The sequence below is a fragment of the Rothia sp. HMSC073B08 genome, assembly GCF_001812975.1.
GTDB lineage: Bacteria > Actinomycetota > Actinomycetes > Actinomycetales > Micrococcaceae > Rothia > Rothia mucilaginosa.
The window spans coordinates 180,286-206,957 of record NZ_KV811062.1; the positions used below are offsets into that span (position 1 = coordinate 180,286).

Genomic DNA, 26,672 nt, shown 5'->3' on the forward strand with positions numbered 1-26,672 from the left:
CTTGCGAGGTTATTGTGCGAGTCCCTGACAGGCGCCTCAGCAAATAGCCGCGGCTTCTGTCAGGGCCTCTACGATTTTCCCAGCTGGGATGCTACTTTTCGTCCGGTTCGCCGAGCGCACCACCAACCGGACCCGAAGGGGTACCGGGGGCTTCACGACGCTTCGTGCGGGGGTTCCAACGACCCTCAGGAGCCTTCTCGCCGCGGATCTTCTCCAGCTCGGCGGTAATAGCGTCCAGCATGGCGTCGGTGACCACGCCCAGTTCGGTGCGGGTGTGCTTAGCCTCGGGGCTGGCATCCTCAACGAGGGAGGCGATATCCAGCGCTTTGCCAACCTTCACGCGAACGGTCTTGCGCGGGAACAGCGAAATCTTACGCTTCTCCTTGATGCGGCCGTCCTCGCCAGCCTCATCCACATAACCGAGAATCTGCTCGTCACCCCAGTGCGCCACCGGGTAGACGGGTGCACCAGTCGCAAGAGCCAGACGAGCCGCACCGGTACGCGCCTGCATGGGCCACAGCTGCGGATCGTGGGTGGTGGTGCCCTCCGGGAAAATCACGACGGCACCGCCAGCCTCAACAATCTTGCGGGCAGTAATCAGGGACTTACGCGCATCCACCGAACCACGAACCACAGGAATATGCGCGAGCTTGCGCATAATGTAGCCGAGCACGGGAGCACGGAACAGCGAATCCTTCGCCAAGAAGCGCGGCAGGGCGCCCTCAACGAAAGCAGGGAAAGCCACGGTCACCGGGTCAAGCTCGGTGGTGTGGTTAGCCACGATAATGTACCCGCCGCTGGAAGGCAGATTCTCGCGGCCGGTAATCTCAACGCGCGCGATGAGCTTGTACAGCCCGCGTGCGGCGTTACCGAGCACCTTGTACAGAGCGTCACCGTAAGCGGTGGGCTCAATCTCCGGCAGCGCTTGCTTTCCCTGCTGTCCGCTCATTAACCCTGAACCTCAACTTCCTCGGGCTCAACAACGACGATTGCTGCATCGGGCTTGGGAGCCTTCGACGCCTTGCGTGCCAGCACCTCAAAGTTGGCACCCAGGCCCTTGAGCTTCTCCTCGAAGTTCTCGTAGCCGCGAGCAATCAGCTCAACACCGCTCACGTGAGAGGTGCCCTTAGCGGCCAGAGCAGCAATGATGTGGGAGAAGCCGCCGCGCAGATCCGGAACCTCAATATCAGCGCCGGTCAGCGGGGTGGGGCCAGAAATAATAGCGGAGTGGCCGTAACCCTTACCCTCAAAACGGCAGGGTGCGCCGCCCACGCAATCGCGCATAACAACGATATCTGCGCCCATCTGCTTCAGGGCGTTGGTGAAGCCGAAACGCTCCTCGTACACGGTCTCGTGCACGATGGACGCGCCCTTAGCCTGGGTCAGCGCCACGACGAGGGGCTGCTGCCAGTCGGTCATGAAGCCGGGGTGCACGTTGGTCTCAAAAACGATGGGCTTCAGCTCAGCACCGGGGGTGCGCTGAGCCGGGTGGGTGAAGCGAATACCATCAGCGGTCACCTCGTACAGGCCGCCCATCTTACGGAACTGGTTTAGGAACGCAGTCATGTCCTTCTGAGCTGCGCCGCGCACGAAAATGTCGCCGCCGGTAGCCAGCGCTGCAGAAGCCCAAGAAGCGGACTCGTTACGGTCGGGCAGGGACGCGTGATCGTAGCCGGTCAGCTCGTCCACGCCCTCAATGACGATGGTGCGGTCCTCGTTAATGAAGATGATTGCGCCCATCTTCTGCAGAACAGCGATTAGGTCAATAATCTCAGGCTCAATCGCTGCGTTGCGCAGGATGGTCTTACCCTTAGCGCGCACACCGGTGAGCAGAACCTGCTCGGTAGCACCCACGGAGGGGTAGTTCAGCACAATCTCTGCACCCTTCAGACCCTCTTCGGGAACGATCAGGGTGGTGCCGGTTTCGTCGTCCTTCTCAACGACTGCGCCAAACTTGCGCAGTGCAGACATGTGGTAGTCGATGGGGCGGTCACCGATCTTGCAACCACCCAGGTTGGGGATGCGTGCGGTACCGAGGGTGTGCAGCAGCGGGCCCACCATCAGAATCGGGATGCGGGAATTACCACCGAAGAGCTGAATCTCCTCTGCGTTCTTTGCGGCGGTGGTTGCATCCTGTGCGGGGTTGAGGGTCAGAACACCAGCTTCGCGGTCGTAGTCGACCTTTGCACCGTGCAGCTCCACGAGGGTGGTAACGATTTCGACATCGCTCAGGTCGGGAACGTTACGCAGGGTCGAGGGGGTCGAACCGTGCAGTGCTGCGACCATCGCCTTGGGCACCAGGTTCTTGGCGCCTCGAACGTGAACCTCACCAACGAGCGGAGTGCCACCTTCAATGCGAAGCTTGCTGATGTTCTCAGTCATTAAAAATCCTTTGTGGAGTCGGCTGGTTTAGGCCGAACTTTAACAGTGTGCCGATGCGCCGCGTTCTGTCGTGCCGCGCCCCTGCCGGTAGCAGGGCGAAACGGGCGCATATATTCATCATTATTCTAAGCCCTGCGTAAAGGTGCTCCAAACACTGAAGAGCCTTTGGAACTCGTGACTGAGATTTTGCTCTGTTGTGTATGTGAAAAACCGCTCTGACCCCTCCTCAGAATCAGAGCTGGAAAAGACAAAAAGATACACAAATATTCACACTAATGCAAATATTTTCTGGTTCTTCGCCAAAATTTGACGTTAGTTTCTTCTTTTTGACGCACAAATTTGAACTTGAGAGCAACCTCGCCCCTACAATAACGTGCACACTCGTGCCCGCTGAGCGGTGCCTCCACTCTCAAGGAGAAACCCACCAGCTCTCAACTGCGGCATCGGCGCCGGCATTGCCGTCACTCCATGCAGTACGGAGCCTCACGGCAGGGAACGGGCGTACATTCACTGCATACAACCTTGCGATAACGCCCAACTAAAACGGTTCGGCTTCCTGCTTCACTTCAACTTCAAAAATTCACTTCAACATCACCGTAAATATTCGAAAGTCAACCGAAAACCACGGCGTATCGCAACCAACCACAGGTCACTTCGCGGCTGCATCCGTGAACTACCGGAGGACCCCAAATATGACACATCACAACACTGCATCACGCATTTCGCGCCGTCGCCTCGTACAGGGCGCGGCATGGAGCGCCCCCGTTATCCTCGCCAGCGCAACCGTCCCCGCATGGGCGGCAAGCGGCGAGCCCACCTGCTCCCCCGCCCTCACCCTCAAGCCGACTGTAACCGGCTACGACGACAAGGCAGGCGCATACACCGAATGGCTCGTCCCTGAAGGCGTTGGACGAGTACGCTTCGACCTCGTGGGAGGTGCCGGCGGTGCCGCAACCTCCTTCACTCCCCAATACCTGACCGATGTCACGAACGCGGCCCTGGCTGGCGGCGGTGCCGGTGCACAGCTCAGCGGCGTTCTGGCGGTTAAGTCCGGCGACATCCTGCGCGTCTGGGCGGGTAACGGCGGCGTCGGCTCTGCATCCGGCGCGGAGCCCGCACTCGGCGGCGAAGGCTACGCGGCAGGCGGCGACTCCACCGGCTCCAGCAAAGCAACCGGTAGCGCGCAGGTAGTGGGCACTGATAGCGGCTACGTGTACGGCGCGTCCGGCGGCGGTTCCTCCGCGGTCGAACTCGTTCGCGACGGCGCAGTCACCATTGTTGCTGTCGCAGGTGCCGGTGGTGGCGGCGCACAGCTCGGCACCCTCACCACCCACCAGGGCGTCTTCGATACTCAGCCCAAGGACCAGCTGAACCCGGCACTGCGCGTAGCGCTGGACGGCCGTGACGCATCCACCACCGCAGGCGGTAGCGCAGGCGGCGACCTGGGCACCGACAACACCGGTCAGGGTGGCATGCTCATGGCAAGCCCCTACCAGGAGTTCAAGCCCCTCGACGAGGACGACAAGACCCTCGACATGCGCTTCATGGTCACCGGCGGTACCGCTGGCCGCTCCGGCGTGGCGGGTACCCTCGGTGAGGCGCTGGTCGGCGTTCTCGACGAGAATAACGAGCTGAAGCTCATGCCCATGTCCGACCCATGGTTCGAAACCTACGACTTCCCTCGCTACTACATGTACGAGGGTGACTCCGTGGTCGAGGGCGAGAAGGGCACCGGCGGCGCCGACGCAACCGGCTCCTACCGCGGCAAGGGCGGTTCAGGCGCCCTGCTCTCCCGCACTCACGGCAAGCTTTCTCTCACTTCCGTAGCATCCGGCGGAGGCGCTGGCTACGGCGGCGGCGGCGCAGGCCTGAACATCTGGACCATCGGTGCGTACCGCGAGAGCGTTTTCGGCCGCCAGGTACAGTTCGAGAACGAGGGCAACATCTACTCGCTCAGCTCCCTGAGCAGTGGCGGTGGCGCAGGCGGCAGCTACATTAACCACGAAGTGGTTTCTGACTTCGCACTTGCCACCGCGCAGAACGCGAACCCGACCGCGGGCGTGCGCTCCCCCGGTTCGGCTGCACTGTACAGCTGCACCGAGAACGCAACCCTGAACACCCCCATCACTGAGGGCGCGCTCTAGATAGTCAATAAATGTGCCTCCCCGGAAGTTCCGGGGAGGCACATTCATATGTGTGCCAGGTTTTTGGGTACAGAAAAGCTCGAAGGCGGCAACTGTTTCAGTCGCCGCCTTCGAGCTTTATATCTCTAGGTTTTAGAGCGCTCGGCTTAGAGTTCCTGAGTACGGGGCATCCAGGAGGGGCGCTTCGCCTCGTACGCTTCAATAGCCTCGAGATTCTGCAGGGTCAGACCGATATCGTCCAGGCCCTCCATGAGGCGCCAGCGCACGTAGTCGTCAATCTCGAAGGGAACAACCAGCGCACCCACGGTTACGGTCTTGGACTCCAGGTCAACGGTGATTTCGGTGCCGGGCTCGTGCTCCAGCGCCTTCCAGATCAGCTCGATATCGTCCTGTGCAACCTGCGCGGTAACCAGGCCCTGCTTGCCCGAGTTGCCGCGGAAAATATCGGCAAAGCGAGCAGAAATAACGACCTTGAAACCGTAGTCGCGCAGCGCCCACACGGCGTGCTCACGGGAAGAACCGGTACCGAAGTCCGGGCCCGCAACCAGCACGCTACCGTGCTTGTAGGGCTCCTGGTTCAGGATGAACTCGGGGTCCTTACGCCAGTTAGCGAAGAGGGCATCGTCGAAGCCGGTCTTGGTCACTCGCTTGAGGTAGACGGCGGGAATGATCTGGTCGGTGTCAACATTCGAAGAACGCAGCGGCACGCCAATGCCGGTGTGCTTAATAATGGGTTCCATAATGGCTCCTTAGCTATAGCGGCGTGCTAGGCCACGACGTCGGACGGGGCGGACAGGGTACCGCGCACAGCGGTTGCGGCGGCAACCACCGGGGAGACCAGGTGGGTGCGGCCACCCTTGCCCTGGCGGCCCTCAAAGTTACGGTTCGAGGTGGAGGCGCAACGCTCACCGGGCGCCAGCTGGTCGGGGTTCATGCCCAGGCACATGGAGCAGCCGGCGAAGCGCCAGTCGGCACCGAACTCCTTGAAGACCTTGTCCAGGCCTTCTGCTTCTGCCTGTGCGCGGACCTTCTGGGAGCCGGGCACGACCATCATGCGTACGTTCTCGGCGATGGTGCGGCCACGCACAATGTCTGCGGCGGCACGGCAGGTCCTCAATGCGGGAGTTAGTGCAGGAACCCAGGAAGACGACGTCCACGGGGATTTCCTTCATGGGGGTGCCGGCCTTCAGGTCCATGTATTCGAGAGCGCGTTCTGCTGCGACCTTGTCGTTCTCGTCCTCGAAGTCGTCCGGGGAGGGAACGGCGTGGCTCAGCGGAATACCCTGACCGGGGTTGGTACCCCAGGTGACGAAGGGTTCGAGCTCGTCAGCGTTGATGAAGATTTCCTTGTCGAAGACGGCGCCTTCGTCGGTGGGCAGGCTCTTCCAGTACTCGACTGCCTTGTCCCACTCTTCACCCTTGGGCGCGTGCTGGCGGCCCTTGATGTATTCGAAGGTGGTCTCGTCGGGGGCGACCATGCCGGCGCGTGCGCCCGCCTCGATGGACATGTTGCACATGGTCATGCGGCCCTCCATAGAGAGGGAGCGGATTGCGGAGCCGCGGTATTCGAGCACGTAGCCCTGACCGCCGCCGGTACCAATCTGCGCGATGACAGCGAGGATGATGTCCTTTGCGGTCACGCCGGGCTTGAGGGTGCCTTCAACGTTGATTGCCATGGTCTTGAAGCGTGCCAGGGGCAGGGTCTGGGTCGCCATGACGTGCTCCACCTCGGAGGTGCCGATACCGAACGCGAGAGCGCCGAACGCACCGTGGGTGGAGGTGTGGGAGTCCCCGCAGACGATGGTCATGCCGGGCATGGTCAGACCCAGCTGCGGGCCGACCACGTGCACGATACCCTGTTCCTCGTCACCGAGGGAGTGGATGCGCACGCCGAATTCCTTGGCGTTGCGGCGCAGGGTCTCGATCTGGGTGCGGCTGGTCAGGTCGGCGATGGTGCCGAAGATGTTGTCGGTGGGGGTGTTGTGATCCTCGGTGGCGATGGTCAGGTCGAGGCGGCGCAGGGGGCGGTTCTCGATGCGCAGGCCTTCGAATGCCTGGGGGGAGGTCACTTCGTGCAGTAGCTGCAGGTCGATGTAGAGCAGGTCGGGCTTGCCGTTTTCACCGGGGACGACGACGTGTGCGTCCCAGACTTTTTCTGCCAGGGTGCGCGGACGGGTGCCCGCGGTGGTTGCGTTCTGTTCGCTAGTCATGCTTTCTCCTGCTTGATGCGTTCCTACGGTGGATGCGTTCGGTGTGGTGCGTGCCGCAAGTTTGCGGAGTTGAGGGGCGGATTATGTACCCGATGGGACCCTCAAATCGGTATTTCCCTGCGGCGTGTCGCATATTTTTTCACGAATTCTTAGCCTGTGAGACGGCCCAGAAACACCCCGAACTAGCGAGTGTTTTTATGTGGGTTTACTCTATGACTCCAGGGTAATCTTGCGGGATTATTCGCATTTTTCTGCGGTTTTTCGCATATTTTCACCCATAAACCCACATAAACACTTATTATGAAAAGTTCATAATTTATCCCGTAGGGGGTGATTCCATCTTCAGCTCTGCACCCCAAAGAGTCCATGAAGTCCGGGGTATCTTTCATATTCTGAGATAGAATATAAGAATGACTCCTTCCGCCTCACGTTTTAACGCACACGGAATGCGTCACCCCAACGCATCCACACACCACAACGCACCGATTGTTGACCCCGTCAAGCCGCCCGAACACATGGCAGCCGACGAGCAGATGGTAGAGGTACACTCCCACGGCTCCTCCGGCGTTGGCGTGCTCGACAAGGCAACCCTCATCCTTGACTGCCTCGAGGCAGGCCCCGTATCCCTGGGCGACCTCGTCAAGGCAACCGGTTTGGCACGCCCCACCGCACACCGCCTCGCCGTGGCGTTGGCTCACCACCGCCTCGTAGCCCGCGACGTGCAGGGACGCTTCATGCTCGGACCCCGCCTGACCGAACTCGCGTCCGCCACCATTTCCGATGAGCTCATCACCGTGGCAGACCCGATTCTGCAGAAGCTCAGCCTCGAAGCTGACGAATCCACCCAGCTGTACCGCCGCCAGGGCGACTGGCGTGTATGCGCGGCAACCGCGGCACGCCCCACCGGCATGCACGAATCCATCCCGGTCGGTACTCAGCTGTCCATGCAGGCTGGTTCCGCCGCCCAGGTTCTGCTGGCTTGGGAAGACCAGAACCGCATTGTTGAAGGCCTGCGCGATGCGCACTTCAGCGCCGCCATGCTCGCGGCTGTGCGCCGCATCGGTTGGGCGCAGTCCGTGGGTGAGCGCGAGCGCGGTACCGCCTCGGTCTCTGCTCCGGTGCGTGCGCCCGGCGGCAAAGTAATCGCGGCAGTATCTATCTCAGGCCCGATTGACCGCATGACCCGCCAGCCGAACCGCAACTACCCCGAGCTGGTCGTTAAGGCTGCTCAGGCGATTACGGACGGTCTGCGTGAGCTTGCGGCGTCTCAGCAGGCTCCCTGTGCTGAGAGTACTGAAGAGGACTAAGCTTTAGTAGCGTGTAGATTTAACGAAAAGAATCCCTCCCCGCCTCGTTTGAGGTGGGGAGGGATTCTTTTGTGCACTCTTAGTCTGATGCGGCTTCTCGGATGATACGCCGCTAAATGTCCAGCGCCTTGCGGTAGGCGTTGAGGCGCTTTGCTTCCTGCTGTACCGGGGCGACCACGCAGGACTGCACCGCCTTCTCCACGCCGGTCTGCAGGCGCCCCCGCAGCTTACGTGCGTAGTAGCGTGAGCCCATGGCGGTAAGTAGCCTGCCCACACCCGCCGAGGCAATACCAAGCAGGATACCCAGCAGCAGAAGCAGGGTCGGCAGGGGCACCGGGGAGCCTTCGGGGGTCGGGGCGGGCGGCAGTTGAATCTGCAGGTACGCCATGCCGGAAATCAGGGTCAGCCAGCCGACACCCGCCAGGGCACTCAGTAGCGCGATCCACTGCAGGGCGTTGAAGATGACCCAGGGGGCGCGGGTGCGGCCCAGACCGTAGTCGATGCGCACCATGTCGCGTTCGAGCAGTTCGGGTAGCTCCGCCTCGCGGGAGAGGGCGGCTTCCTTAATGCTGCGCTTCCACGGTTCGTCGATGCGGGCCGCCATCTGCTTGCTGTATTGGCGAACAGCGTTTGCCATGCCTGCCTTCTGCGCGGTGCTCAGCGGGGGTAGCGAGGATGCCACCAGCTCGGGTGCGTTCTCGCTATCGGAACCGAGCATGCCTGCGGACTTCTCGACCTTAGACGTGCTCTTCGTCTCCTCTTGCTGCCCCAGGTGCAGACGGCGCAGGGGGTCAGCTTTCAGGCGGCTCATCCAGCGGGTGAGAATCCAGCCGGTGCGCTGACCCGCGGCGCGGCGGTAGGAGGCGGTTGCCGCCTGCAAAACCTGCTCTGCCTGGCTGGATGCGTAGCATGCCTTCACGAGCTTCTGCTCCGCGTCGAGGGCGTAGGCTCCGGCGAGCACGGTCCCCTCTCCCCCAGCGTAGGTGCGCAGCTGGGAGGCGGTGGCGTGCAGCTGCGCGTCGGTTCGCTGCAGGGACAGGCTCTTGGCGGCGGCTACCTGGGCGAGCAGGTCACGGAGCACGTCCACGCCTTCGCCGGTTCGTGCGGAGACGGCGATGGGCGCGGCGAGCAGGTGCGCTTCGGTGCCCTCGGCCTGGAGCAGGCGGGTGAGGGATGCGAGCACGGCGGGCACCTCGGCGGGTGCGAGTTTGTCCGCCTGGTTGAGCACGCAGAGCGCCTGCGCGCCGGATGCGGCAAGCGGCACCATGAAGTCGCGGTGGATGACGGCGTCGGCGTATTTTTGGGGGTCGACAACCCAGACGAGTACGTCCACGTAGCGCATCATGCGGGCGGCGAGGTCGCGGTTAGTGGTGGTGACCGAGTCGAAGTCGGGCATGTCCAGCAGGATGAGGCCGCCGGTGCGGGTGCGCATTTCGCCGCGTCCGCCTACTGCGCGGCGGATGCGGTTGAAGAGTCCGGGTGCCGGTTCGGTGACGGCATTGGGCGCAGCCACTCCCCCGGTTGCCTTATTACCCTCGGTTGCCTCTCCTTCGGCGGCGAGCGCCTGAGTTTGCGGGTAGACGCGCTTGTCGATGCCGAGCCAGTCAAGTAGCTCTTCGCTGCCTTCTGCTTCCCAGATTGCCGCCTGCACGGTGGAGGTCGTCGGGCGTGTGGGAGCAGAGAGGGCAATGTTCTGCCCGGCGATGGCGTTGAAGAGCGTGGATTTGCCGCTGCCGGTCGCGCCGAAGAAGCCGATGACGGTGTGTTCGGTGGAGAGTTCGCGACGCTGGCTGAGGCGTTCGAGGGTTTCGGCGGCGTCGAGCAGCACGGTTTCGGGGACTCGTCCTTCGCCGTAGCTGATGGCGTCCTTGAGGGATGCGACGGAGCGCGCGAAGGGCGAGGTCGCCACGGCGGGGGTGGCGCCTCGCTCGGCATGGCGCTCAGCGGCTTTGTTCTCAAGTGTGTTCTCGAGTTTGGTCTCGGGGGTAGTCATAGTGCGTTTTTCTTCGTCTGTGGTGCGGGGTGCCTGTCCGGAGTGGTTTAGCGGGCAACCGTGCCGTTAGTGTGGGCAGTTTGGCTCTGCGCACTCATTTCTGCGGCGATCGCCTGTACCTGCTCGGCGGCACGGTGAATGTCCTCGGCATCAGCCTGCGGGTCGGTTTCTTCGAGTACCACGGTGAAGGGCTGAGCGTGTTCGGTGAGCAGATCCGCCATGCGTTCGAGCAGGTCGGTGCGGGCGCGGGTTGCCATGCGGCGCACCGCGTCTTCACCGAAGATGGACTCGAGCAGTTTGGTGCCGACCACGCCGCTACCGCCAGCGATACCCGCCTCAATACCGGTAATGCCGCCGGTGAGGCTGAACGCGGCGACCATGAGCATCACGGCGGCGGCGTTCACGCCCAGGGAGAGGAAGCGGGCGCGTTTGCGCTTGTCGGCGCCTTCTTCGCGGATCATTTCGAGGACGGAGCCCTGCCAGAGGCGAATCTGTTCGGCAACGGCTGCGGAGAAGATGTCTTCGGCGGACTGCACTTCACCCTTCGCTTCGTTGCCCTTCGCCTCGCCGTTTGCGCCTGCGTTCTGTTCGGGCGCCGCGGCGGAGGCCGTCTGCGGCGCAACAGAAACAGCCTGCGGCGCATCAAGGCGCGCCAGCAGGGAGCGTCCAGCGCGGCTGGCACGCCAGCGGGTGCGGGTGTTTTCGGAGGCGCGTGCGGCCGCATCCAGCACGACGGCGTGGATGCCGCTTTCGAGGGCGTCTTCTACCTTCTGGGCGGCAGCGGGCTGACCGCGCAGGGCGGAGCCGACGCGGTCGCGCAGGCGACCGATGGTGCTGTCGAGGGAGCGGAAGAAGTCGCCGGTTCCCACAAAGTCGTGCCAGCGCGAGAGCACTTCGCCGCGTAGCAGGGAGCCGTCGGAGAGGGCACCGTCGATGGTGGTCAGCGCGTCCTCGTATTCTTCAGCGGCGATGGTGGCAAGCGACTGGTGTACCGCCTGCTGGCGTGCCTGTTCGGCGGCGAGCACCTGCAGGTTACCGGCGAGGGTTTCGACGGCACCGGCGAGGGTCTGCCGGGCGATGGCGGCGCGGGCGGGTGCGTCGGCGCCGAGTTCACGGATCCACAGGGTCAGCGGGGCGAGGCTGACGGGTGCGAGCATCCCGCTTTCGTCGCGGGGCTGTTCGGTGACGGTGTGAATCAGTACGGCGTGGATTCCGGCCTCGTCGAGCATGCGTCGCAGGTCGTTTTCGATGGCTTCTTCGTCGCCTTCGGGCACGCGGTTGAGCACCACAGCGATGGCGATGGAGCGTGCGGCTGCTTCGTGGAGCAGTTCCCAGGGCACGGCGTCGGCGTAGCGGTTGGCGGTGGTGACAAAGAGCCACAGGTCAGCGGCGGAGAGCAGTTCCTTGGCGAGGGTGCGGTTTTCCTCGGAGACGGAGTCGATATCGGGTGCGTCGATGAGCGCGATGCCCTGCGGTAGCGCCGAGGTAGTAATAGGAATGAGGGCGCGCGCGATCTTCGGGTCGAGGCCGGGTAGTGCCTGCGATCCGGCGTTCATGCCGGAGGTACGGGTGCGCGGCAGGGTGGGCAGGAAGCGTTCGGGCGACAGCGCCGCTTCGTCTTCTGCGCGGTGCAGGAGTACGGGGTGGCGGGTGGTGGGTCGAATCGCGCCGGACTGGGTGAGCGGTTCGCCGAGCAGGGTGTTGACGAGGGTGGATTTGCCGGCGCCGGTGGAGCCTCCGACCACGATGGTGAGGGGGTTGTCGACGCTGGCGCTGCGGGGCAGGATGTAATCGTCAAGTTGGCGTGCCATGGCGGCGAGCAGGGTGCGCGCGGTGGCGGTGCCGTCGTGGGTGACGGTGTAGGGGGTGCCGGGGGTTTCGCCGGCTTCTACGTCGAGCGGGAGGGGGATTCGAGTGAGCAATTCGCGGGCTGCTTTGAGCTGCGCATAGTCGGTGGTAGTCACAGCGCTATTGTCCCATAGGGTGCACCTGCTTCATGCCATGTGTGGGCGTTGCGGTGGGCGCGTTACGGCTACGGGTTGTTTGGGGGCCCATATTGAGGTGTTTTTGATAGGTGTTTGGACAACCTGAAGAGGTTGAGATACTACTTGCACACTGGGCGCAACAACTCCAATTTATGATTTATTCATAAGAAGATCAGGTGAGAAAATCCTTGATTTTCCGCAGGAAATCAGCACGTTTCAATGCGGTTACCCGGAACACATTGGTACGTTTTATAACCCGCATAAAACGGGCAAATATTAAGATTTGATAACTTTTTACGCTCAAGCGCAGATATGGTCATTGTGAACCTGAAAGTACGCTTAGAATCATTGAGCACGACAACCAGGCAGGTCATAACCCATACCGATTCCTTCAGGTGGCTTCTGACCTGCCCTTTCTATCGCATCCGCACTCACTGCGGTATGCCACACCCCTCGGGAACGCTCACCGACCCCTCACACAACTGCAATCAACTGCCGTTGAGGTTCACTGCATCCGAGCTACCCGTTACTGCCTGCCCGTCTTTACTCTTGCGAAAGGTTGCGTATGTTCGGTTCGCTGTCACGTCGCCATCTTCTTGCTCTTTCTTCCGGAGCAGCATTGAGTGCACTCGCAAGCGCTTGCAGCCCCAGCGCAGTTTCTCGCCCTCAACCACTCGCTAACCCTTCCCCTACTAAGGCTGCTCCTCAGAGCCCCCAGACCAAATCTGCGACCACCACGCGCAGCATCACCTACGCCGAGCCCCTGCCCGCATCGGCTCTGGATGGTCGCGGACCGGCTCTTTTGCCGGATCAGTTCTTTGAGCGTTCCGGAAATTTCTCAAACGGCACCCTGAGCCATCGAGCCGTCAATGTCCCCCGCCCCACCATGCCCCCGGAAGCTAAAGAGCGCACCGTCGAGGGCCTGCACGCCTTCCTGCAGTACTGGGGTGCGGCGCAGAACTATATGCTCCTCACCGGCGATACCGATCCTTTCATGGGTCTGCCCGGCCAGGAGCACTTTAACCACATGGCACAGATGTACCGCGATATCTACCGCTACAACATTGGCTGGCTGGTCTCTAAGAATAACCATCCCATGTGCATTAATCTGAGCTCCCCTCAGCCGGTGCCCGCCACCGAGCAGGATGTCTACTGCTGGAAGGCAACCCTGAAGGTGGACGAGAACGCGTTCCTGTTCAATCATGAGACCCGTCAGCGTGAGCAGCTCACCGGCATCTACGGCAGCAATCAGAAGGCGGATGCGTACGTCTACTTTGGTGAAGAGGGCTGGCAGATGCTGGAGGATCCAAAGTCTTCCCCGAGTACTACCGCTACCCCTGCGGCTACCGCTGAACCGTCCGCGAATATTCCGAGTGCGCACCCGACCCCGAATGAGAGCACCTCTTCTAAGGCGACTCGTTATATTCGAGGCTCAGCCTAAAGCTTCTTTGTATCCGTGCCTCAAAGAACCCGTCATATTGGGTGATATGAGGCACGGATGAGGGCTTTTATTTGTGTGCCACGCGTGAAATCTATAGGCTAGGGGCTAGATGAGGTCCGCCCATTTTCGCCTCAATACGCGTCTACCCGCCCTGCGGGTGACTGTTTCGCGCCCTCCTGTAGGGGCGTGATGTTAGGCTGAGAATTGGAGCGTGAGCTCTTCACTTATCACCGATACTTCCGCATCACAGCACATTCAAGGGGATCACTATGATTCACAGCCGCCGCCACTTTATTGCGCTTACGGGCACCGCCGCCCTGGGTGCGATGTTTGCCGCTTGCGGTTCCAAAAAGACTGCGGAGGCGACCGCCTCCCCCACTGCTTCCGCTTCGATTGCGGGCGCCTACGACAACCTGTCGGGCGAGCTGAAGTGGACTAAGTACATTGCGGGCAACGGTGCGGCCCCGATGAGCAGCACCGACCCGGAAACCGGTCAGGTGTACACGATTGAGCCGACTGCCGGCCCGGCAAGCGTTGATTCTAAGGCTAGTGCCGTGCCCATCCCCATTGAGGATGAGACCATGTACGAGAAGAACGCCCGTAGCCTGCGCGCCACCTTCGCGTATTTTGCGGCGGCGGTGAACTATGCCCGTATGACTGGTGACCCCGGTCCTGCTCTGCAGGTGGTTCAGGCGCAGAACTCTACCGACCGTGCGGCGCTGGAGAAGTTGCGTGCGTTCTATGCTCCCGGTACGAATTGGCTGGTGGGCGGCGAGTGGACGTTCCGTCTGACCGATAAGCAGCCGACGACCCGCGGCACGAAGTATTCGTGGGCGTGCACCGTGACTCAGGCACACGGCATGCGGGTTGAGAAGGCAACCAATACGACCAAGCCTCTGGAGGACACTGAGGCCCCGGAGATTAAGGCTCTGTACGCTGAGTACGATGAGGAAGCGAAGCGCTGGGTCGTGATTTCGCCTCAGCAGTACGATCCCGCGTTGGCTCCGAAGCCGACTCAGACTCCGCGCGCGCATCCTTCCTCGACCTATACCCCGACGGTGACTGATGACAGCACTGTGGCGGCTAATGCTGGTGCGAACGCCGGCGCGAATACTTCGGGTAACGGCGCGCCTCAGGGCACTGCTCAGAATGGTGCCGCACAGAACGGTGGTGCGCAGGCTCCTACCGCCCAGAATGGTGCAGGTCAGGGCGGTTCCCGTCAGTACACTGGTTCTCAGAATGGTGGTGCCGATCAGGGTTCTGCTGGTCAGGGTGGCGCGGCTCAGGCTCCTCAGCCTGCCGCTACCCAGGCGCCTGCGGCTACCGCTCCCGCGCAGCCCGTGGCGACTCAGCCTGCAGCTGCGACGGTTCAGCCGACCGTAGCGCCCGGTGCCCCCGATGCGGGCGGTGCTGCTGGCGGCGCTGAGGCACCTGCCGGTGTTCCCGGTGAGGGCGCCCAGTAGCCCCTAGAGACCGAGTAGCCCCTCCCCCTATAGACGATGAACGCGTCCCCTCTTTCACCCCATCCGGTGCGATGCTCCCGCTGGTTCCACTAAGTTCCTAGTCACGGTAAGTTCGCTGATGGGCGGCATATCACGCTCCTTTGAGCACTGGTACGCACGGGTGTGAAGGCGGGGGCGCGTTATACTTAGGACTGTCTCTAGAGGGATGTCCGCGTGTGATATCCGCTCGTCGAGGCGTTCTCTCACTCGTCTCTCACCTGAGATTCTCACTCGAAAGGTATTCCGTGGCGCTTTTCCCCATGACCTCCGGGCTTCCCAGTTCCACCACCGGCATCAGCCGCCGTTCTGCTCTGCGTTATGCGGGTGCGGGCGTTGCGGGCGTGTCTTTGAGCGCCCTGCTGGTTGCGTGCGGCGGTGGTTCTTCTTCTAGCGAGAACGCTGATGCGGATACCCCTCAGATTTCCCCTTCGGCTTCTGCGCGTACTGATTTTAGCGGCGAGGTCACCTTCGACAACTATGAGAAGAAGGGTAATTTCGTTCCGGCGACCGAGTCTGCGCCCGCTCAGAACGTGCCGTTCCCCAAGCGTCCGGCAAGCGCGTCGGAGAACTCGGTGCAGGGTCTGTACGATTCGATTGCTTTCGTGTATGCGGCGATCAATTACCTGGTGCTGACCGGTGATGCGGCTCCGCTGCGTGACTCGAAGGCTGATGAGAAATTCGTTGCGTCGTTCTCTTCGTTTATGGATGAGTCGAATGAGAGCTCGCAGAATCGTGATTGGTTTGTGTCGCCGAAGGTGACCATGTCTGCGTTCACTGCAGTTCCTGCGCTGGTGAAGAAGAGCGTGCAGTGGACCTTTGACCTGGTGATTGATTTGGGTCCGACCGTGGTGATTGACGGTGCTCCCGCGGAGATGTCTGAGAAGGTGCGCCGTACTGAGCGCGGTCTGGTGGTTACCGGTGTGCGCCACGATAATGACTGGACTCTGACGATTCAGGATGAGTACGAGGCTCAGGCTTCGGCTCAGCCGCAGAATGGTGGCGCTAATGGTGGTGCCGCTAACGGCGGTAATGCTGGCAATTCCGGCAACTCCGGTAATGGCGGCAATTCTAATGGTGACAACCTTTAAGCCCTCAGATGGATGAGGCATCATGCCCTAACTCGCACTCGGGTTAGGGCATGATTTGTTTTACTCTGGTAGTAACGAGCTTTCCTGGATTCAAGGTTTTTCTCTTATGTCTTCTTTTTCTCAGTCTTTCTCTCGCCGCTCCCTGATGCGCCTGGGTGTGGGCGTTTCTGCTGTTGCCGGTTCTGCGGCGCTGTTGAGCGCGTGCGGTTCGGGTGGTTCTAGCCAGCAGTCAGGTTCTCAGGGTGGTAGCCTGAATGGTTCGAAGTCGAGCGCTAACCCGAATGGGTACAGTGATGATGGTAAGAACTATTCGGGTCTGGTGGAGTACACCCACTATGAGGGTGCGCTGAATTATGAGCAGGGTACGGTGGAGCATCCGCCGCGTAATGCTCCGAAGCCGAAGGTGACTGATGCTCTGTCGGCGAATACGGTGACGGGTTTTCATGAGGCGATTGCTTATTTTGCAGCGGCTATGGATTATCTGGTGAAGACCGGTAGCACGGATGCGTTCTCGACCGGCATTCAGCTGTCGTCGAAGACCCGCTCTGAGGTGGATGCTCTGTCGGCTTCTATTCTTGCGGGTGTGGAGAAGGGTTCCTGGTATGTGAACCCGTCGGCTTCTTATGCTCTGGCGAGCGCTCAGCCGTCGATTATGAGTGATGGCAATCTGCTGTTTAAGGGCAAGTACACTCTGGACTTTGGTGCAGAGGCGGTGGCTGAGGGCAAGATTCAGCCAGTGGTTGCCTCGGCGAGTGCTTCGGCGTCTGCTGAGCCTACTGAGCCATCCGAGGATGCGCTGGTATCTGATGCGGCGTCCCCCACTGCTTCGGCTACTGCTACTGCGGCGGGTCCGGCTTCTCAGGTGACGGTTCAGGAGTGCGATTTCCGCGGCCGCTACCACGCTGATTCTAAGATGTGGGAGCTGAGCGTGGCGTACGGTGCTACTGTTCAGGGTAGCGCTGCTCAGGGTGGTGTTTCCTCTGCGAGCGCGGCAGCATCCGGTTCGGCTTCCGTGCCCTCTTCTGCCGCCGCTTCTGCTGAGGCGTCCGCCACTTCCGCGGCGTCATAGTTCGTCATAACGCTTTTATCTGCGAGGCGCTTCTCACGCTTCGTCCACTCAACTCTGTATCCCGTTGGGTTTGCGGCTAAACTGGTTGCAATCACCGACTGACTGAAAGGTATCACTATGTCCGAGAACCTGACCCGCCGCGCGGCGCTGGGTGTGCTGGGCGTCAGCTCTATGGCTTTGCTGGCGGCTTGTGGCTCTAAGGCTACTTCTGAGGCGTCTGCTTCCGCTTCTGGCTCTGAGAGCGCTTCTGCTGCTGCTTCTGAGTCTGCTACCGCGTCGCCGAGCGCTTCTGCGTCGGCTTCGGCGTCTGCTTCCCCTTCCGCTTCTGCGTCGGCTTCGGCTACTGCGACGAACTCTCCGCTGCCCAACGACAATAAGGATTACAGCGGCGTAGCGAAGCTGGAGAAGATGGAGGATCACGGCGAGTACCAGCCGGGTAACGCTGAGCACCCGCCGCAGAACGTGCCGTCCCCGATTGTTCCGGAGGCTATGCACCAGAATTCGGTGGCTGGCTTCGCGGCGGCTCTGGCGTACTTCGGTGCGGCGTTTGAGTACCTGCTGCGTACCGGCGATATGCACTACATGAACGAGGTCAGCACCGACCAGGAGACCCTGGCGGCGATGAAGAAGTACGCGGACTCCACCAAGGCCGGTATTGATGAGAAGAAGACCTGGTACGTGAACCCGACCGCTACCCTGACTATTGGTACTAAGCAGCCGGTTCTGGCTCAGGGCGCGTACAACTGGACCGTGACTCTGAACGTTGATCTAGGTGAGAAGCTGTTCAAGGACGGCAAGGAGCAGACCGTGGCGGCTGATAAGCGTCACGTGAAGATGTTTGGTGAGGCTGTTGGCCGCTACCTGAACAACAAGTGGGACCTTCACATGGACATCAACTAGTCCTCTGAGGCTGGTTTTCTCCCCCGCTTTTGCGTCTTTTCCATCTCAGGATGCGGTTTTCTACTGTTTTTTCCATTGATGGCAATAAAATTTGTGGCTCCAGCTTGCGGTGAACGGAGTTCATCACTACTCTTATATACAGAGGTTGTCTTTTGGGCTACATAATGTTTCTAGAGAGCGCCGCACATTCATCATCCTTTGTCGAGAAAGGGTTTGTGCGGCGCTTTTCTGTACCCTCTTTCTGAACCTCGTTCCTTGAGGTTTTTCTCTGGCATTATTACGAACTGTGACCGCAGGTTTAAACCTGCCGCCGGTGAGTAGTAGAGTTGCCACGTAACCGATTATTCATTGCGGAGACCCCGTCGCGGCTGGCCTCCCCCAGGCTCATGTAAGGAGCACCCCATGGCAAAGATTCTCAACAGCATTGTTGAAGCAACCGGCCAGACCCCCCTGGTTAAGCTGAACCGACTGGACGAAGGTCTTCCCGGTAACGTAGCGGTCAAGCTTGAATTCTACAACCCCGCTGGTTCGGTTAAGGACCGTATCGGTCGCGCCATCATTGACGCTGCTGAGAAGTCGGGTGCGCTGAAGCCCGGCGGCACCATTGTTGAGGGCACTTCCGGTAACACCGGTATTGCGCTGGCTATGGTGGGTGCTGCTCGCGGTTACCGCGTCATCCTGACCATGCCGGAGACCATGTCTGCTGAGCGTCGCGTGCTGCTGCGCGCTTACGGTGCTCAGATTGTGCTGACCCCCGGTACCGAGGGTATGCGCGGCGCTGTGGAGAAGGCTAAGGAAATCGTTGCGACCACCGAGAACGCTATCCTGGCGTCCCAGTTCTCCAACGAGGCGAACCCCACCATTCACTACAACACCACCGGCCCGGAGATTTGGGAAGCAACCGACGGTAAGGTCGACATTTTTGTGGCGGGTATTGGCACCGGCGGCACCATCTCCGGTACCGGTAAGTACCTGAAGGAGCAGAACCCGAACGTGAAGGTTGTTGCGGTTGAGCCGAAGGACTCCCCGCTGCTCTCCGAGGGTCGCGTTGGCCCCCACAAGATTCAGGGCCTGGGCGCTAACTTCGTTCCCGACACCCTGGACCGCGGCATCTACGATTCCGTGACCCCGGTCAGCGCTGAGGATGCTATGCGCACCTCCCGCCTGCTGGCTACCCAGGAAGGTATTCTGGGCGGTATTTCTTCCGGTGCGGCTGTGTGGGCTGCTCTGGAGGAGGCTAAGAAGTCTGAGAACAAGGACAAGCTGATTGTGGCTATCGTTCCCGACTTCGGTGAGCGTTACATCTCTACCGCTCTGTACGAGGATATCCGCGGCTAATAGGCCCCGGTCTTCGGCACCCCTCCCCGTGAGGCCGCCATCTAGAACAGTACGCAGTGTTCGACGCTCCGTCCCGGTTGCATGCCGGGGCGGAGCGTTTGCGTTTTCTCGCGATGCTCCCCCGCTGAGACCCGCCCGAGCCCGAATATTACGTTCCGCACGCAATTGTGACCGAGATGTTAAAGAGAGCACTCACTATGACGACGACAGAGTTCGGGAATAGGTGAATGAGCACCGTTGTTGGTACCTTTGGAAAGGTCGCATACACAGAGCGCGACCGATGAGGGAAAGGGAACCCATGAGTTTTATTGCGCGTCTGCGTGAAGATATTGAGAACGTCCGCCAGCACGATCCTGCTGCGCGCGGCGCTGTCGAGATTGCGCTGAACTATTCGGGTATGCACGCGATTTGGGTTCACCGTCTGACCCATAAGCTCTGGCAGAAGGATGAGACGAAGGCTCTGGCTCGTACTCTCTCGCAGTTTGCTCGTTTTCTGACCGGTGTGGAGATTCACCCCGGTGCGACCATTGGCCGCCGTTTCTTCATTGATCACGGCATGGGCATTGTGATTGGTGAGACCGCTGAGGTTGGTGACGACGTGATGCTGTACCACGGCGTGACCCTGGGCGGTCGTTCCCTGGAGAAGGTGAAGCGTCACCCCACTATTGGTGACCGTGTGACCATTGGTGCCGGTGCGAAGGTGCTGGGCCCGGTGGAGATTGGTGCCGATAGCGCTATTGGTGCGAACGCTGTGGTCGTCAACGATCACCCCGCCGATTCGATTATTACCGGTATTCCGGCGAAGCACCGCCCGCGTACCCCGGAGAAGAAGAAGCCGCTGGTGGACGCTGTGGAGTATATTGACCCCGCCATGTGGATTTAGCGCTTGGCAAGCGTTTTGAGGCGGTAGAGACGCACCTGGCGGCTCCTCACGAGGCTCCGCGCTCCTCACCGGGCTCCGCAGGTCTTCTCCCCTGCTATACGCCCCTCAAGATACCCCTGAGGCATCTCGGGGGTGCCGTGCCCCATCAAGACATAACGAAAGCCCGCCTTCGGTTGGATTCTCATCCAGCCGAAGGCGGGCTTTATGTATTCAGCTACGTGAGCTTAGTGAACGTGAATGTCCGCTGCGTTCACCTCGGAACGGTCACCGTTCCACATGGTGTGGAAGGCGCCCTCTTCGTCAATACGACCGTAGGTGTGTGCACCGAAGAAGTCACGCTGACCCTGAATCAGGGATGCGGGCAGGCGGTCGCGGCGCAGGCCGTCGTAGTAGGACAGTGCGGAAGCGAACACCGGCACGGGGATGCCCAGTGCGGTTGCCTTAGCCACCACGCGACGCCAGGAAGGAACGAGCTCCTCCATGAGGTTCTTGAATGCGGGTGCCAGCAGCATGTTTGCGGGTGCTTCGCCTGCGTAGGCAGCCATGATGTCGCCCAGCAGCTCGGCGCGGATAATGCAGCCTGCACGCCACAGCGATGCGATGGTGTCCAGCTTCAGGTCCCAACCGTATTCCTTACCTGCGCGGGTGAGCAGGTCCATGCCCTGTGCGTACGCAACGAGCTTGGATGCGAAGAGTGCGCGGCGCACATCCTCAACGAACTCGGGGTCGCCTGCACCGATGCCGGTGGTTGCAATCAGACCGGCGGGCAGTTCGCGCTGTGCCTGCTCGCGCTGCTCACGCTCGGAGGAGGAGAGGGCACGTGCGAACACGGACTCTGCGATAGCGGAGACGGGGGAACCGAGGTCCAGGCCAGCCTTAGCGGTCCACAGGCCGGTACCCTTCTGGCCCGCTGCGTCAACGATAACGTCAACCAGGGGCTTGCCGGTCTTTGCGTCTACCTGTGCGAGCACCTCTGCGGTGATTTCGATCAGGTAGGAGCTCAGGTCGCCTTCGTTCCAGGTCTTGAAGATTTCTGCCTGCTGTGCCGGCTCAATGCCTGCAATGGAGCGCAGAATGTCGTAAGCTTCGCCGATAACCTGCATATCGGCGTACTCGATACCGTTGTGGACCATCTTCACGAAGTGGCCCGCACCGTCGGTGGAAATCCATGCGCAACAGGGTGCCCCGTCCTGGGGTGCCTTCGCTGCGATCTTTTCGAGCAGCGGGCCCAGGTGCTTGTAGGACTCTGCGGAACCGCCGGGCATCATGGAGGGGCCCCAGAGAGCGCCCTCTTCGCCGCCGGAGACGCCAACGCCTACGAAGTGCAGGCCCTTTTCAGCCAGGGCGTGCTCGCGACGGATGGTGTCGGGGAAGTGGGAGTTACCGCCGTCAATAATGATGTCGCCCTCATCGAGCATGGGGGTGAGCTGCTCGATAACAGCGTCGACGGGTGCGCCCGCCTTGACCATAATCAGGATGCGGCGGGGAGACTCGAGGGAGTCGACGAGTTCCTGCAGGGACTCGGTGCGGATGAAGTCGCCGTCTGCGCCGTGCTCAGCCAGCAGTGCGTCGGTCTTCTCTACGGAACGGTTGTGCAGTGCCACGGTGTAGCCGTTACGTGCCAGGTTGCGGGCGAGGTTTGCGCCCATGACAGCAAGGCCGGTGACACCAATCTGTGCCTTCTTGTTTTCAGTCATGTATATAAGGATACGCGCTGAGGGCAGGCTATATATAGGTGGAGTGCACTTTTATGCTCTGAAGAGTCGCCCTTCTCACTCTTGGAGAAATATAGCGCGTGGAGAAAGTGCTTAGAACGGAAAAACCCCGGTACCTTGCGGTACCGGGGTAATTGGTGGGTCCTACCGGGATCGAACCGATGACATCCACGGTGTAAACGTGGCGCTCTACCAGCTGAGCTAAAGACCCGTAGTTCTCACTGTTTCGTTTGACGACCCAGTGGCGAACACAAGAAAAAACTATACGGGCTTTCGATATGACATGCAAATCCACGGAGCGTGTTCTATGTCTCAGTATTTTTTTCCTTTTCCCACTGCACCCCACACCAAGCCACACCAAGCCATAGTTGACACTCTCCCCTCAGATGGGTCGCACCCCCTCGTTCCGCGCCATTCCGCCAACCCCACCATTCCGCGCCATTTAGGTGCAAAAAGACCCTAACTAGTACTTTTGATGCGTATTTTTCCCACCCAGATAGTCACAATACGAAACCCACACCACAAAAACCCTCATTTGAGACCAAGAGCCCCAGCTTTAGGTCTAAGATAGTAGAGATAAGAAGCGATGTGGGTCTTACGGACCTATAGCGCTTAAACACAAAGATTGTTCGACAACGCAACATCGCGGGGCGGGCGATCTCACAACCGCACAGAAGAGAGGTTGGATTAGTTTGGCTAACGTACCGAACGAGCACTCCCTGAGCACCCTTCTCGATGGCTTCAAGGACATCGACGTAGAAGAGACCCAGGAGTGGGCCGAGTCCCTCGAGGACCTTATCAAGACTCACGGCACCGAGCGTGCAGAGTACATCCTTCGCGCACTGCTCAAGGAGGCTGGCGCAAAGGGCGTTAAGGTCCCGACTCTGGTCAAGACCGACTACATCAACACCATCCCCGTCGACCAGCAGCCCGAGTACCCCGGTGATGAGGAACTCGAGCGCCAGTACCGTGCATGGATTCGTTGGAACGCAGCAATCATGGTTCAGCGTGCCCAGAAGAAGGGCATCGGCGTTGGCGGTCACATCTCCACCTTCGCAGGTGTGGCTGACCTCTACGAAATGGGCCAGAACCACTTCTTCCGCGGCCGTAACCACCCCGGTGGCGGTGACCAGGTCTTCTTCCAGGGTCACTCCTCCCCCGGTGTCTACTCCCGCGCATTCGTTGAGGGCGTCCTGACCGAAGAGCAGATGGACGGCTTCCGCCAGGAGAAGACCAAGGGCGCAAACGGTATTCCTTCGTACCCGCACCCCCGTTGCATGCCCGAGTTCTGGCAGTTCCCGACCGTTTCCATGGGTCTGGGCCCCCTGAACGCTATCCACCAGGCATCCTTCAACAAGTACCTGCACAACCACAAGATCAAGGACACCTCCGAGCAGCACGTCTGGGCATTCCTGGGCGACGGCGAGATGGACGAGCCCGAGTCGCGTGGTGCACTGCAGCTGGCTGCAAACGAGCACCTGGACAACCTGACCTTCGTCGTCAACTGCAACCTGCAGCGTCTGGACGGCCCCGTTCGCGGTAACGGCAAGATCGTTCAGGAGCTCGAGGCATTCTTCCGCGGCGCAGGCTGGCACGTCATCAAGGTCCTGTGGGGCTCCGACTACGACGAGCTGCTCAAGAAGGACAAGAGCGGCAAGCTCATCCAGCTGATGAACGAGACCCTCGACGGTGACTACCAGACCTTCCGTGGCGAAGACGGTGGCTACATCCGCGAGCACTTCTTCGGCAAGTACCCCGAAACCAAGGAACTCGTTGCAGACCTGACCGACGAGCAGATCTTCAACCTGCGCCTGGGTGGCCACGACGACAAGAAGCTCTACGCAGCCTACAAGGAAGCTATGGAGACCAAGGGCAAGCCCACCGTCATCCTGGCACAGTCCATTAAGGGTGCGGAGCTCGGCCCCTACTTCGAGGCACGTAACTCCACCCACCAGATCAAGAAGTTCACCATGGAAGCACTGAAGGGCTTCCGTGACCACCTGAACATCCCCATCTCCGACGAGGAGCTGGAGAAGGATCTGTACAACCCGCCGTACTACCTGCCCGAGGCAAACCACCCGGCACTGCAGTACATGCAGGCACGCCGCAAGGAACTCGGCGGTTACATCCCCGGCCGTGCAAACACCCAGCCTGAGATTATCCTGCCCGAGTCCAAGGTCTACGCACAGACCAAGAAGGGCTCCGGCAAGCAGACCGCTGCTACCACCATGGCGTTCGTCCGCCTGATGAAGGACCTCATGCGCGTGAAGGGCTTCGGTCACCGTATCGCTCCCATCACCCCCGATGAGGCACGTACCTTCGGTATGGACTCCTTCTTCCCCTCGGCTAAGCTGTACAACCCCAACGGTCAGAACTACGTGCCCGTTGACCACCAGCTCATGCTCACCTACACCGAGTCCCCCGAGGGCCAGATCGTTCACGTGGGTATTAACGAGGCAGGCGCAACCGCTGCGTTCATCGCACTGGGCTCCTCCTACGACACCCACGGCGAGCCGATGATCCCGATTTACATCTTCTACTCGATGTTCGGCTTCCAGCGCACTGGCGACGGCTTCTGGGCTGCTGCCGACCAGCTGTGCCGCGGCTTCGTCATCGGTGCAACCGCAGGTCGTACCACCCTGTCCGGTGAGGGTCTGCAGCACAACGATGGCCACTCCCCGATTCTGGCGTCCACCAACCCGGCGTTCAAGATCTACGACCCGGCTTACGGCTACGAGATCGCTCACATCGTGGAGCGCGGTATCGAGCAGATGTACGGTACCAAGGACGAAGACCACAACGTCATGTACTACCTGACCGTGTACAACGAGCCGATTCACCAGCCTGCTGAGCCGGCAAACGTTGACGTTGAGGGCATCATCAAGGGTATCCACAAGATTAGCGAGTCCCCGCTGACCTCCGGCCCCAAGGCACAGCTGCTGGCATCCGGCGTTGCTGTTCCGTGGGCTGAGAAGGCTCAGAAGCTGCTGGCTGAGGACTGGGGCGTCTCCGCAGACCTCTGGTCTGTCACCTCGTGGACCGAGCTGCGCCGCGACGGCATTGCCGCTGAGGAAGAGGCTCTGCTGAACCCGAACCAGCCCGCTCGCGTTCCTTACGTGACCCAGAAGCTGGCAGGCGCTGCTGGCCCGATCGTCGCGACCACCGACTTCGCTTCGGATGTTCCCGACCAGATCCGCCAGTTCGTTCCGAACGACTTCGCAACCCTGGGTGCTGACGGCTTCGGCTTCGCAGACACCCGCCCGGGTGCACGTCGCTTCTTCCACATCGATGCAGAGTCGGTTGTTGTCCGCACCCTGCAGATGCTGGCAAAGCGCGGCGAGGTTGCAGCAGACGTTCCCGCGAAGGCATTCGCTAAGTACGACCTGCTCAACGTGAACGCTAACTCCGAGCTGGAGCAGCACTAAGCATTTAGCGGTAGAACCTCGGTTCTGCGTTAGACGCTAAACGATGCCCCCGGTTGATGATTCATCAACCGGGGGCATTATATTTATTGGTTTTTGAGAACCCACTCTTTATATCGGAGATTAACTTCTGATAGCTGCTTTCGCTGTTCTTCTAGTTTTGTTTCATTATCCCGGATGAGCGGTTTTTGATACGAAGCTACAAGATTAGCAAGACCTTGAGCCATTCCTGTATCTTTACTGCATTGTGCTTCAATGACGCTGAGTCGAATTTCTTCTTCTGATGCCGGGGCATTATTATCACCGCTAGCACGGGTTGCATTTGATAGTTCTTTTGTACCCCATTCTTCGTCGCCTTTTCGTGGCGTTAGACCTTTATCCGATAGGCATTTCCACCATGCTTCACGGTATTTTTTCCATTCAGGATGATTCATGGCAGCTGCATAGGATTCGCCGTGGATTCGACGATAGGCTTCTGTGAGGCCACTTTGCTCTTCGAGGCTGATGCCCGCGATCTCTTTCAACGTGGCTAAGATTTCAGGCATGCACTGTTCCATGATTTTTGTGTCATAGCCCCCGGATGATGGTGCATTCCCTCGCTTGTAGTTTCCATATTTGGCGGCGTATTCGGGGTTCCAGAGGCCAAACTCGCGACCGGACGAAAAGAATTTCCTATCTTCTACATCCGGGATATATATTTCATAGGATTGGCCGTGTTTTGCGAAACAGCGCTGCCTGAGAATTTCCAAGGCTCGAGTGTAATACTGGGAATTTTCATCTAAAAGGTCATTGTATTCTTCGAGTGGAGTAATGATTTGGTTGTTTTTATAGTCTAGAGTTGCTTGGGCTGTTTCATCACGTTCTAGTTGCGGGCCTGTAGAACAGGATGTGCAGGCTAACGTGAATGCAAACGTTATAGCCATTGCGGGTTGAAAGAATTTCTTGAGGTTCATAATTCTCCCTCCTTAATTGGATAAAGAATATGCGGTAGTAAAGAAAGCTGGGTTATGCTCTGGCGATAATCACCATGTAGTGCCCAGTAATACGGGTGCTTAGGGAATCAGTTGTCTATGCTAAGCCCTATGCTGAACCAAAGTTCAAGCAGGACTTCGGGCATGGGGGAATACCTACTAGTTTGGGAGCGCACCCATGACGAAAGGATCAAGCCGCTATGTGCAGACAATACACAGGGGGGTCTGCAGCGTCATGACTACTAGGAGAATGTTCTAGAGCTTCATCGTAAACTCCTAGTGTTTTGAGAAGGATATCCGGCTCTTCCGAGTTGAGTGTGGG

At 60.0% G+C, this 26,672-nt stretch carries 17 protein-coding genes, 1 tRNA gene and 1 pseudogene; 10 read left to right on the plus strand and 9 right to left on the minus strand.

The window, feature by feature from the left end:
* Positions 1 to 91: 91 nt before the first annotated feature.
* Together HMPREF2884_RS04540 and murA are read right to left on the minus strand one after the other, a co-directional pair.
* Complete coding sequence (locus HMPREF2884_RS04540; protein ID WP_005507450.1) at positions 92 to 949, minus strand: lysophospholipid acyltransferase family protein; 858 nt, start codon at positions 947 to 949, stop codon at positions 92 to 94.
* Positions 949 to 2,382, minus strand: a complete 1,434-nt coding sequence (gene murA, locus HMPREF2884_RS04545; protein ID WP_005505632.1) for a UDP-N-acetylglucosamine 1-carboxyvinyltransferase — start codon at positions 2,380 to 2,382, stop codon at positions 949 to 951. Before murA ends, HMPREF2884_RS04540 begins: the two co-directional genes overlap by 1 nt.
* Before the next feature lie 692 nt (positions 2,383 to 3,074).
* On the opposite strand from murA, the gene HMPREF2884_RS04550 reads away from it, so the two are divergent.
* Positions 3,075 to 4,526: a transcriptional initiation protein Tat gene (locus tag HMPREF2884_RS04550; RefSeq protein WP_070615973.1), complete on the plus strand. Its 1,452-nt coding sequence runs from the start codon at positions 3,075 to 3,077 to the stop codon at positions 4,524 to 4,526.
* 146 nt (positions 4,527 to 4,672) lie between these two features.
* Here HMPREF2884_RS04550 and leuD read toward each other — a convergent pair whose 3' ends face one another.
* Positions 4,673 to 5,266, minus strand: coding sequence for a 3-isopropylmalate dehydratase small subunit (gene leuD, locus HMPREF2884_RS04555; protein WP_005505627.1), 594 nt, complete (start codon positions 5,264 to 5,266; stop codon positions 4,673 to 4,675).
* A gap of 26 nt (positions 5,267 to 5,292) precedes the next feature.
* Positions 5,293 to 6,736: pseudogene (leuC, locus tag HMPREF2884_RS04560) on the minus strand (3-isopropylmalate dehydratase large subunit).
* A 410-nt stretch (positions 6,737 to 7,146) separates the two neighbouring features.
* Here leuC and HMPREF2884_RS04565 point away from each other — a divergent pair.
* Positions 7,147 to 8,043 (plus strand): IclR family transcriptional regulator, encoded by an 897-nt coding sequence (locus HMPREF2884_RS04565; protein ID WP_371325920.1) that lies wholly within the window; start codon positions 7,147 to 7,149, stop codon positions 8,041 to 8,043.
* Positions 8,044 to 8,155: 112 nt separating this feature from the next.
* Here HMPREF2884_RS04565 and HMPREF2884_RS04570 read toward each other — a convergent pair whose 3' ends face one another.
* Together HMPREF2884_RS04570 and HMPREF2884_RS04575 are read right to left on the minus strand one after the other, a co-directional pair.
* On the minus strand, positions 8,156 to 10,036 hold the full coding sequence (locus tag HMPREF2884_RS04570) for a GTPase (protein WP_070615978.1): 1,881 nt from the start codon (positions 10,034 to 10,036) through the stop codon (positions 8,156 to 8,158).
* 47 nt (positions 10,037 to 10,083) lie between these two features.
* The gene (locus HMPREF2884_RS04575; protein WP_070615980.1) at positions 10,084 to 12,000 is read right to left on the minus strand and encodes a dynamin family protein; all 1,917 of its coding nucleotides are present in this window, start codon (positions 11,998 to 12,000) and stop codon (positions 10,084 to 10,086) included.
* Positions 12,001 to 12,640: 640 nt separating this feature from the next.
* On the opposite strand from HMPREF2884_RS04575, the gene HMPREF2884_RS04580 reads away from it, so the two are divergent.
* From HMPREF2884_RS04580 to epsC, 7 genes are all read left to right on the plus strand, one after another.
* On the plus strand, positions 12,641 to 13,462 hold the full coding sequence (locus tag HMPREF2884_RS04580; RefSeq protein WP_246827924.1) for a DUF6318 family protein: 822 nt from the start codon (positions 12,641 to 12,643) through the stop codon (positions 13,460 to 13,462).
* Between the two features lie 269 nt (positions 13,463 to 13,731).
* Positions 13,732 to 14,925, plus strand: a complete 1,194-nt coding sequence (locus HMPREF2884_RS04585) for a DUF6318 family protein (protein ID WP_070615984.1) — start codon at positions 13,732 to 13,734, stop codon at positions 14,923 to 14,925.
* A gap of 284 nt (positions 14,926 to 15,209) precedes the next feature.
* On the plus strand, positions 15,210 to 16,052 hold the full coding sequence (locus HMPREF2884_RS04590; RefSeq protein ID WP_070615986.1) for a DUF6318 family protein: 843 nt from the start codon (positions 15,210 to 15,212) through the stop codon (positions 16,050 to 16,052).
* Between the two features lie 106 nt (positions 16,053 to 16,158).
* Positions 16,159 to 17,121, plus strand: coding sequence for a DUF6318 family protein (locus tag HMPREF2884_RS04595; protein ID WP_070615988.1), 963 nt, complete (start codon positions 16,159 to 16,161; stop codon positions 17,119 to 17,121).
* Positions 17,122 to 17,238: 117 nt separating this feature from the next.
* Positions 17,239 to 18,021, plus strand: a complete 783-nt coding sequence (locus HMPREF2884_RS04600) for a DUF6318 family protein (RefSeq protein WP_049327752.1) — start codon at positions 17,239 to 17,241, stop codon at positions 18,019 to 18,021.
* A gap of 402 nt (positions 18,022 to 18,423) precedes the next feature.
* Positions 18,424 to 19,359 carry a cysteine synthase A gene (gene cysK / locus HMPREF2884_RS04605; RefSeq protein WP_005505601.1) on the plus strand — a complete coding sequence of 312 codons (936 nt, stop codon included), beginning with the start codon at positions 18,424 to 18,426 and terminating at the stop codon, positions 19,357 to 19,359.
* Positions 19,360 to 19,657: 298 nt separating this feature from the next.
* Positions 19,658 to 20,242, plus strand: coding sequence for a serine O-acetyltransferase EpsC (gene epsC / locus HMPREF2884_RS04610; protein ID WP_005505599.1), 585 nt, complete (start codon positions 19,658 to 19,660; stop codon positions 20,240 to 20,242).
* Between the two features lie 224 nt (positions 20,243 to 20,466).
* Here the strand turns inward: epsC and gndA are convergent, their stop codons facing one another.
* Together gndA and HMPREF2884_RS04620 are read right to left on the minus strand one after the other, a co-directional pair.
* Positions 20,467 to 21,939 carry an NADP-dependent phosphogluconate dehydrogenase gene (gene gndA / locus HMPREF2884_RS04615; RefSeq protein WP_070615990.1) on the minus strand — a complete coding sequence of 491 codons (1,473 nt, stop codon included), beginning with the start codon at positions 21,937 to 21,939 and terminating at the stop codon, positions 20,467 to 20,469.
* Positions 21,940 to 22,092: 153 nt separating this feature from the next.
* Positions 22,093 to 22,168, minus strand: a tRNA-Val gene (locus HMPREF2884_RS04620).
* A gap of 481 nt (positions 22,169 to 22,649) precedes the next feature.
* Here HMPREF2884_RS04620 and aceE point away from each other — a divergent pair.
* Entirely contained in the window at positions 22,650 to 25,382 is a 2,733-nt protein-coding gene (gene aceE / locus HMPREF2884_RS04625) for a pyruvate dehydrogenase (acetyl-transferring), homodimeric type (RefSeq protein ID WP_070615992.1), read from the plus strand.
* Between the two features lie 83 nt (positions 25,383 to 25,465).
* Here aceE and HMPREF2884_RS04630 read toward each other — a convergent pair whose 3' ends face one another.
* Positions 25,466 to 26,332, minus strand: a complete 867-nt coding sequence (locus HMPREF2884_RS04630) for a hypothetical protein (protein WP_070615994.1) — start codon at positions 26,330 to 26,332, stop codon at positions 25,466 to 25,468.
* Between the last annotated feature and the right edge of the window lie 340 nt (positions 26,333 to 26,672).